This window comes from Streptomyces misionensis, from assembly GCF_007896895.1.
Taxonomy (GTDB): Bacteria; Actinomycetota; Actinomycetes; order Streptomycetales; family Streptomycetaceae; genus Streptomyces; species Streptomyces misionensis_A.
On the sequence record NZ_VOGW01000195.1, the window covers coordinates 1 to 7,833 of the forward strand.

Genomic DNA, 7,833 nt, shown 5'->3' on the forward strand with positions numbered 1-7,833 from the left:
GGTGCGGGGTGGACTCCGTCTCCGGGCGCGGGGAGGACGACGACTGGACGCCGTGGACCGGGGCGGGCGTGCCCGCGGACTCGGTGGGCGGACGGCCGCCTCCCGTCACCGGCGCGTGCGGCCGGGCCGGCCCCGTGCTCGGCTGCGGAGCGTTGCTCTGGGTGGCGGTGGGCGCCTTGGCCGTGGGCTGCGGGTGGTTGGTGGCGGTGGTCTGGGACTGCGGCTGGTTCGTCGCGGTCGTCTGCGGTTGCGGTTGGCCGACGGCGGTGGCCGTGGGCTCGGGCTGATCGGCGGTGGTCCGGGTCTCGGGATGCGGGTTCGCGGTGGTGTGGGGTGTGGGCTGGTTGGTTGTGTCTGTGGTGTGGGGTGTGGGCTGGTTGGTTGTGTCTGTGGTGTGGGGTGTGGGCTCGTTGGTTGTCTCCGTGACATGGGGTGCGGCGTGGCTGGTCGGGTCCGTGACCTGGTGCTCGCCCGTCGTGACGGCCGGCGCCGTGCCCGTGCCGTGGGCGCCGTTGAGCGTGGTCTCGAAACCGGGCAGCCCGCCGGAGTGCCCCTGCTGACCGGAGACGTGCGGTGTCGTGCCGGTCCGCAGGCCGCTGCCGGTGACGTGGCCCTCGGACTCGGTGGCCGGGAGGTGGGCCGTGGAGCGCGCGGAGCCGCCGCCCAGGCCGGAGTTCCGGCCGGCGCCCGCGCCGCCGGCCCCCGTCGTGGCCGTACCGCTGCCGACCGCCCGGCCGTTGCTCGTGCTCGTGCTCGTGCTCGTGCTCGTGCTCGTGCCCGTGCCCGTGCCCGTGCCGGTGTGGCCGGTGACGTCCCCGGCCGTGCCGACGGACCTGATGCCGCCGCCTCCCTCGCCGGAACCCGTGCCCGTGCCCGTGCCCGCGCCCTTGCCCGGGCCGCCGGTGCTCAGGTTCTCCGTGCCCGGCAGGTCCGGGCCGCCCGGCGGCAGCTTGGGCAGGTGGAGGTCGGGTGTGGACGGCAGGTGGAGGTCCGGGGTCTTGACCTCGGTGTGGTCACCGCCGCCGAACCTGCGCCTGCCCCCGCCGCCGCCCATCGCGCCGATGATGCCCGAGGTCAGCGCGGAGCCCATGTCGTTCTCGCCGCCGAAGATCTCGGACATCACCTCGGTGGTGACGAGGCCGGAGGCGCCGCCGATGAGGCCCTTGCCGATCAGCGTGGACGCGAACTTCGGCGCGATCGCCGAGCCCGCGCCCGAGAAGAGGCCGCCGACCGCACCGCCGATCGCGCCGCCCTCCAGGGCCTGGAGCGTGGCGTCGGTGTCCCACTTGGTGCGGTCGCCCTTGAGGAACTGGATCCCCTGGATCACCGCGTCCATGCCGACCATGAAGCCGACACCCGTGGCGATCGAGATCAGCAGCCGCTTCAGCAGCATCTTGACGATCGCCCGCACACCGGTGACCAGGGCCGGGATCGCCTCGGGCGCCCAGAAGGCCAGTTCGGCGATCTCCACCGCCAGCCAGATCAGCTGCGCGATGATCATGTACTTGGCGTACTCGACCTGCAACCCCGTGTTTCTGCCCAGGTCGCCCAACTGCCCGGCCGCCTCGGCCATGTCGGGGATGTTGGACTTCAGCTGCTGGGTGAAGTTGGCGAACTCGTCGGCCACCTCGCCGCCGATGCTGTTCAGCACACCGCTGGTCGCGGGATCGATCTCGCGGCTGATGGCGGTGAGCTGGCGCGCGGCGTCGTCCCACGCGGCGCCCAGGCTGCGCAGCTTGTCCTCGTCGCCCTTGGGCCAGTCCTGTCCGACGGCCAGCTTGGCGACCCAACCGAGTTCCGGGGGCAGTTCGATGCTCATGGCTTGGTGTTCTTCACCCGCGTCTCGGGCTTGGCCTCGGTCGAGGCGTGCAGGCGCCGGGTGGCCTCGATGTTCTGGTCCTCCATGCGTTCGAGATTGACGGCCATGGTCCGGATGCCGTCGTGCATGCTGTCGACCAGCTGGCCCATCTGCCCGGTGCTCTCGATGATCTGCGTCCTGGGCGTGGCGTACTGCCCGTAGAACTGCTTGCCGGTGGCGTCGTCGCCCCAGCACTCGCCCAGCTCGCCGAGCCTGCCCTCCAGGCTCTTGCCGATGTCCCGGAACCGCGCCGCCAGTTGCTGCACGTACGGCAACTGGTTGCGCAGCCCGTCGGTGTCGACGTAGAACTCGCCGTCAGCCATGCGTTCCTCCCGAGATCCCGTGGTGGTGGAGTGTGCCGTCCGGTGTCACCGGTTGTCCCCGCGCCCTGCGTCCGGACGCCCCTCGGCGATGTAGTCGCGCACCTCGTCGGGCATGCCCGGCTCCTCGGCCAGCAGTTCCGCGGCGTCCACCCTGCCCTCCAGCAGATCGGTGATCCTGACCCCGGCGGGCAGACCCTGGGAGCTGACCTCCGCCACCGCCTCCAGCGCGTTGGCACGGGCCTGGCGGATGGTGGTGAGCAGCGCCTCGGACAACTCCTTGGGCGCCATGCGGTGGTACGCACCGGTGGGGAACTCGATCGCGGTGACCTCGCCCTGCGCGTTCACGGTCGCCTTGACGGTCTGCCGGGGCGCGGTCGCCGTGCCGGTCACCTCGTTGATCCGGCGCCGCGCCTCGACGGCCTCCGCGCGCTGCTTGCGGTACAGCGCAAGCAGGTCCTCTATCTCCTGGTCGTAGGGGCTGCTCACGTGAGTCTCCTTGCGTCGTGCGATGGCGCGGCGGCGGGCGCGGCGCCCGGAAAGGGGCGCCGCGTGCCGGGACGGAGCCGCGCGGGTGGCGGCTGCCGGGTGGCGGGTGGCCGCGGTGGTGTCACAGCACCGCTCCGGAGCCGTCGGACTTCGTCGAGCCCCAGGTGTCGCTCTCCTGGACCAGCAGGTCGGCGATGCCCCGGCTCGGCTGTTCCGCCTCCGCCTCGTCCTCCTGCTCCTCCACCGGCTCGTGCGGCGGGAGTTCGGCGGTCAGTTCCGAGGGGTCGCCGGTGAACGAGCGCAGCGGCACGGCCGGGACGACGGCCTCCCCGGGGGCCGCGGGCGCGGACCGGTTGGGGCGCCAGGTGGACAGCCGGGGACCGTCCGCCTCCGCCGCCTCGGCACCGGCCCAGGCGCTCGCGTCCTCGGTGGCGTAGCCGGGGGCCCGGACCTCCTGCTCGTCCTCGGTCGGCACCGACCACAGCAGCGGCACGAACGACGCCCCCGCGCCGTCCCAGGCCGCCGTGTCCTCCGCGTCCGGCTCGGCCGCGGGCGCCAACGCCACGTGGTCGTCGGGGAGTTCGGCGTCGTAGGAGTCGAGGGAGTCGTCCGCGGCGAGAGGCCCCGGTGCCGTCGTCCCCTCGCCGTCCCCGTTCCCCGGGGTCTCGGCGGCGGGCAGCCCCTGGTCCCGGCCACCGCCCGCCGGCAGCACGATCAGCGCCGCCTCGTCGTCCTCGTCCCGATGCCGGTGGCGCCGCTCGCCGGGCTGCTCCGCGCCCGCGCCGAGCGCGGTCCCGGCCACCGCCGCCGCGGTCGCCCCGGCCGCCACACCCAGCAGCGAGGCGGGCAACGCGCCCTCGCCCAGGCCCTCCTGGGCTCCTACGACCGGACGCTCACCGTCGGTCTCCGCCTCCGGCGTCCACGGCAGCGCCTCGGGGGCCAGCAGGCCCGAGGAGTCGGACCGCTCCTCCTGCGTCCCGGTGGGAGCGGCGCCGGCGCCGGGCATCATGCCGGGCATCCCGGGACCGGCCTGGCCCGCCACGGCGGCCGGCGCCGCGACCTCCGCGGCCGCGACCTCCGCGGCGGGCGCCACCGGCGCCACCGGCGTCGCCGTCGGCTCCGGAGCGATGGGCAGCCCGTCCGAACCGATCATCACGCCCTCGGGGAGCCCGGGCGCCACTGCCTCCGCGGCCTCGGGTGCCAGAGGCAGACCGGCGAGGCCCTCGCCGCCCGCGTCGGCACCCCCGAGGACCTCCTCGGAGACGTCCGGCTCGCCGCTCCACGACTCGGCGTCGGGCTCCAGCAGCCCGGAGGAGTCGCTCCGGTCGGCGCCCGCCTGGGCGGCCGGGCCGCCCTGGGCCATGCCCGGCATCATCGGCATGCCGCCGGGCCCCAGGGCCGTGCCCTCCGCGGCTCCCTCGGCACCCAGGGCCGCTCTCTCCTCGTCCAGCGGCAGGCCCAGCCCCTCACCGCCCGCCGACGCGCCGGCGCCGCCGATCTCCCGCTCCACGTCGGGGTCGCCCGTCCAGGGCGCGGCCTCGTTGTCGAGGAGGCCGCGGGCGTCGCTGGGATCGGGGGCGCCGTTCTGCTGGGCGCCCGCGCCGCCCATGGCCGCCGGGGACATGGGCATGCCGCCCATGCCGAGGCCGGTGGCGCCGGGGTACGCCGCCGCGTGCTGCTCGTCGAGCGGTAGGCCGAGGCCTTCGCCGCCGGCGTCGGCGCCGTGGCCGCCGACTTCGTCGCGCACGGTGGGGTCGCCCGTCCAGGGCGCGGCCTCGTTGTCGAGGAGGCCGCGGGCGTCGCTCGGGTCCGGGGCGCCGTTCTGCTGGGCGCCCGCGCCGCCCATGGCCGCCGGGGACATGGGCATGCCGCCCATGCCGAGGCCGGTGGCGCCGGGGTACGCCGCCGCGTGCTGCTCGTCCAGCGGCAGGGAAAGGCCTTCGCCGCCCGCGCCGGCGCCGTGGCCGCCGACCTCGTCGCGCACGGTGGGGTCGCCCGTCCAGGGCGCGACCTCGTTGTCGAGGAGGCCCCGGGCGTCGCTGGGATCGGGGGCACCGGTCTGGGGCATGCCGCCGGCGCCGCCCATGCCGGGCATCATCGGCATACCGCCCATGCCGGTCCCCGTGGCGTCCTGCGTCGTGCCGGAAAAGGGCGACGACTCCATCGCGTGGTTCAGCATCGAGGGCGACTCGAGGCCTTCGGGCAGGCCCGTCTCGGTGTTGAGGCCGCCCGGGTAATGCGCCGGGGAGACGTCCTTGAGCCCCTCGCCCGCGTTCAGGCCGCCGGGAGTGCCGACGTCGGTGCTGCCGGGGAACTTCTGCGGAGCGTCGGCTCCCCACGAGGACGAGTCCTCGGCCAGGTTGTCCGACAGGGACGGGATCTTCCCGGTGCCGTTGCCCGTGCCGACGCGCGGGTTGAGGCGCGGGTTGAGGCCGGGCATCGAGGTGGGCGCGAACGTCGGGGCGCCGCCGAGGTCGCTGCTGCCGCCGAGGTCGCTGCCGCCCGGGAACGCGGTCGGGTTGAGCGCGTGATCCAGGGCGCTCGGGTCGAGGGTGTCGTTGCCGACGAGATCGCTCGGCAGACCGTCCAGCCCGGGCCCGCTGCCGTCCAGCCCGGGCCCGCTGCCGTCCACGCCGGTGCCGCCGGAGTACGGCGACGGCGTGGCGAGCGCGTCCATCGTGTCCATGGCCGGCATCTCCGGGGTGCCCGTGACGCTGGGGGCGGCGAACTGCTGCGGTTCCAGCGCGTTGACGTCGGGCGCGTTGCCGGGGTCGGTGAGATCGGGGTTGGTCAGGTCCGGAATGGTGTCCGGCACATCGGGGCTGTTGGTGGGGCTGGTCACGGGGGGAGGGGTGTGCACCGAGTCGATGGTGACCTGGTACTCGCCCGCGAGGCTCTTGAGCACCGCCCGCATGTCGTTGGTCATCATCTCGACCAGCTCGGGCTTCTCGTGGATCGGGATCAGGCCGTTGCTCATCGGCTTGACGCCCATCTTCACGGCCTGGTTGGCGTACCAGCTGTCGATGTCCGCGATCTTGACCTGCGCGTTGTGCAGGTTGATCGAGTTGTCGGCGAGCTGCTGCGGCACCGAGTTGCCCGCCTCGCCGCCGGAGAGCACGTCTGCGGTCGCCTTCACCTGGCGGGAGAAGGTGTTGATCATGTCGAGGAAGGCGTCCGCGGCGGCCCCCTTCCAGGGGCCGTTCTCGCCGGCCAGCGCGGTCGCCTGGTCGGCGAGGCTCTTGGCGATCCCGGTGAGCACCACCTGCGCGTTGAGGAAGTGACCGGCCGCGTCCATCAGGGACTGGGGGTCGGAGATGCCCTTGGCCCGCTCCACATTGGAGTCGGAGGAGGTACCGGCGGCCATGCCGTTGATCGCCGCCATGATCTGTTTCCAGTCCCACGAGTTGTAGTCCTGGATCGAGCCCGGATCGCTTCCGGGATCACCGAAGACGCCGTCGTCGCTGTCCTTGAACCCGCCGGTGTTGTAGTCCGGGCTGCCCATGTGTGCCCCAGTCTCCTGCTCGCGCCGCTGTCAGGCCCCCGCCGTTCCCCGGCCGCCGGCGTACGGCGCCGGGGAACGGCGGTGACCACCCGTCAACTTGCTCCGCCGCCGGACCCGCCGGCGTCGGTCACCAGGCTGGTGAAGTCGCTGGATGTGCTCTGCATGGCGCTCTGCAGATCCGTCGCCTTCATCTTCCCGGCGTCTTCCAACGTGGTGTAGTGCTGCGCCAACTGCTTGATGCCGTCACGCAGATCACCCAGGCCCTGGGCCAGGTCCTGGAACACCTTGATGTACTGGTCCTTCAGTCCGGAGTCGGCGTTCGGGCCGTTGACCTTCGTCCGGATCTGGTTCGCGTGGTAGAACGCGCCGGGTTCGACCTGCACCTTCTGCAGATCGGTGGCGGCGTCCCGCGCGGGTTTGATCAATTTGTCGATGTTGTCCGCGAACAGCACCATCGACGGCGTGTCCACACTGGTGCCACTGCCCGGCTTGCCCGAGCCGCCCGGCACGTTCGGCGGGTCGAAGCTCTTGGCCGGGGGCGGTGTGCCGTGCCCGGCGTCGATCGTCGTCTGGCCGTCGTAGTGCTCGGGTTTCGGCGGTGGCGGCGTCTTGTGCGGCTTGATCGGCGGTGGGGGAGAGTCGTACACAGGTCACCCCCAGAGTCGAACGCCCTGGCGCTCGCCGCTGACGTAGTACTCGTTGATCTCGCCGAGCATCTGGGTGGCGGAGGCGGCCTTCTGCGTCATGTCCGCGGCGGCGGCGTCCCACTGCGCCTTGACCTGCTGGTAGGTCTGCTGCGCGTCGCTGGTCCACTCGCTCAGGTGCATCTTCGCCGCGTTGTCGAGGTCGGCGAGGGTCTGGTTGATCTTCTGGGTGATGGTGGTCATCTCGCCGACGATGTAGTCGACCTGTTCCATCTGGACGGTGTACGTGGCCATCTGCTGTCCGGCTCCTCGAGTACGGATGCGTGTACGAAGGGGGGTGTCGGTCGGGGACGGGTCAGGAAGGGAAGCCCGGCAGACCGACGTGGCCGCTGCCGACCTGCTGTGCGACCTGGTTGGCCCGCTGCTGGGTGTCCTCGTGGGTGTTGGCGTAGACGTTGGTGTTCTCCGCCAGCTTCTCCAGCATGGTGCGCAGTGCCTGGTTGACCTTGTCGAAGTCCTCCAGCCAGGACTGCATGGCGGCGGTGTAGATGTTCGCCGCGTCGCCGGTCCAGCTCGCCTTGAGACCCTCGATCTGCCCGTCCATCTGCGCGTACGAGCCGGTGGTCTCGTCCAGGGCGGTCTGGAAGCTGCCCTGGGCGGCGGTCATTCCCTGTAGTTCGACTGACGTCAGTGCCATCGTCTGGTCCTCTCTCGTCCTGCGGCGCCCGGCCGGAGCCGTTGACAGCGATGTCACACCGGGTTCGGTTGCGCATCGGCGCCGGATGGTGGGGGGTCACCCGCCGATCGCCGGGGCACGGAAGGCCGTACCGCCGGCGGGGCGGACGTCTGTTATGTCTGCACCAGCGACCTCGGCTGCTGCGGCGGTTCCGCCGGTCCCGGCCGGTCCTCGGCCGGTGCCGTGCCGTTCGCCGGCGGCGGGGGCCCGGCGGGTACGGCGCTCGCGGCCGGTGCCGGTGCCGGTGCCGGTGCCGACGCCTCGGCCTGGGGCGTGGCCGTGGT

Annotated in this window: 7 protein-coding genes; all 7 read right to left on the bottom strand. The window is 72.9% G+C overall.

Translation table 11 applies throughout. The features are described from left to right. The coding region (locus FRZ03_RS35805) for a WXG100-like domain-containing protein (RefSeq protein ID WP_464862793.1) at window positions 1-1,819 on the bottom strand (1,819 nt) is incomplete at its 3' end. Beyond that, on the bottom strand, window positions 1,816-2,181 hold the full coding sequence (locus FRZ03_RS35810; RefSeq protein WP_146469240.1) for a WXG100 family type VII secretion target: 366 nt from the start codon (window positions 2,179-2,181) through the stop codon (window positions 1,816-1,818). The genes FRZ03_RS35810 and FRZ03_RS35805, both read right to left, overlap by 4 nt. A 45-nt stretch (window positions 2,182-2,226) precedes the next feature. Then, window positions 2,227-2,667, bottom strand: a complete 441-nt coding sequence (locus FRZ03_RS35815) for a YbaB/EbfC family nucleoid-associated protein (protein WP_146469241.1) — start codon at window positions 2,665-2,667, stop codon at window positions 2,227-2,229. 121 nt (window positions 2,668-2,788) lie between these two features. Further along, window positions 2,789-6,169, bottom strand: coding sequence for a WXG100 family type VII secretion target (locus FRZ03_RS35820; RefSeq protein WP_146469242.1), 3,381 nt, complete (start codon window positions 6,167-6,169; stop codon window positions 2,789-2,791). 92 nt (window positions 6,170-6,261) lie between these two features. Next, window positions 6,262-6,816, bottom strand: a complete 555-nt coding sequence (locus FRZ03_RS35825) for a hypothetical protein (protein ID WP_146469243.1) — start codon at window positions 6,814-6,816, stop codon at window positions 6,262-6,264. Between the two features lie 3 nt (window positions 6,817-6,819). Beyond that, on the bottom strand, window positions 6,820-7,107 hold the full coding sequence (locus tag FRZ03_RS35830) for a WXG100 family type VII secretion target (protein WP_070026593.1): 288 nt from the start codon (window positions 7,105-7,107) through the stop codon (window positions 6,820-6,822). Window positions 7,108-7,168: 61 nt separating this feature from the next. Continuing rightward, window positions 7,169-7,510 (bottom strand): WXG100 family type VII secretion target, encoded by a 342-nt coding sequence (locus FRZ03_RS35835; RefSeq protein ID WP_079172270.1) that lies wholly within the window; start codon window positions 7,508-7,510, stop codon window positions 7,169-7,171. Between the last annotated feature and the right edge of the window lie 323 nt (window positions 7,511-7,833).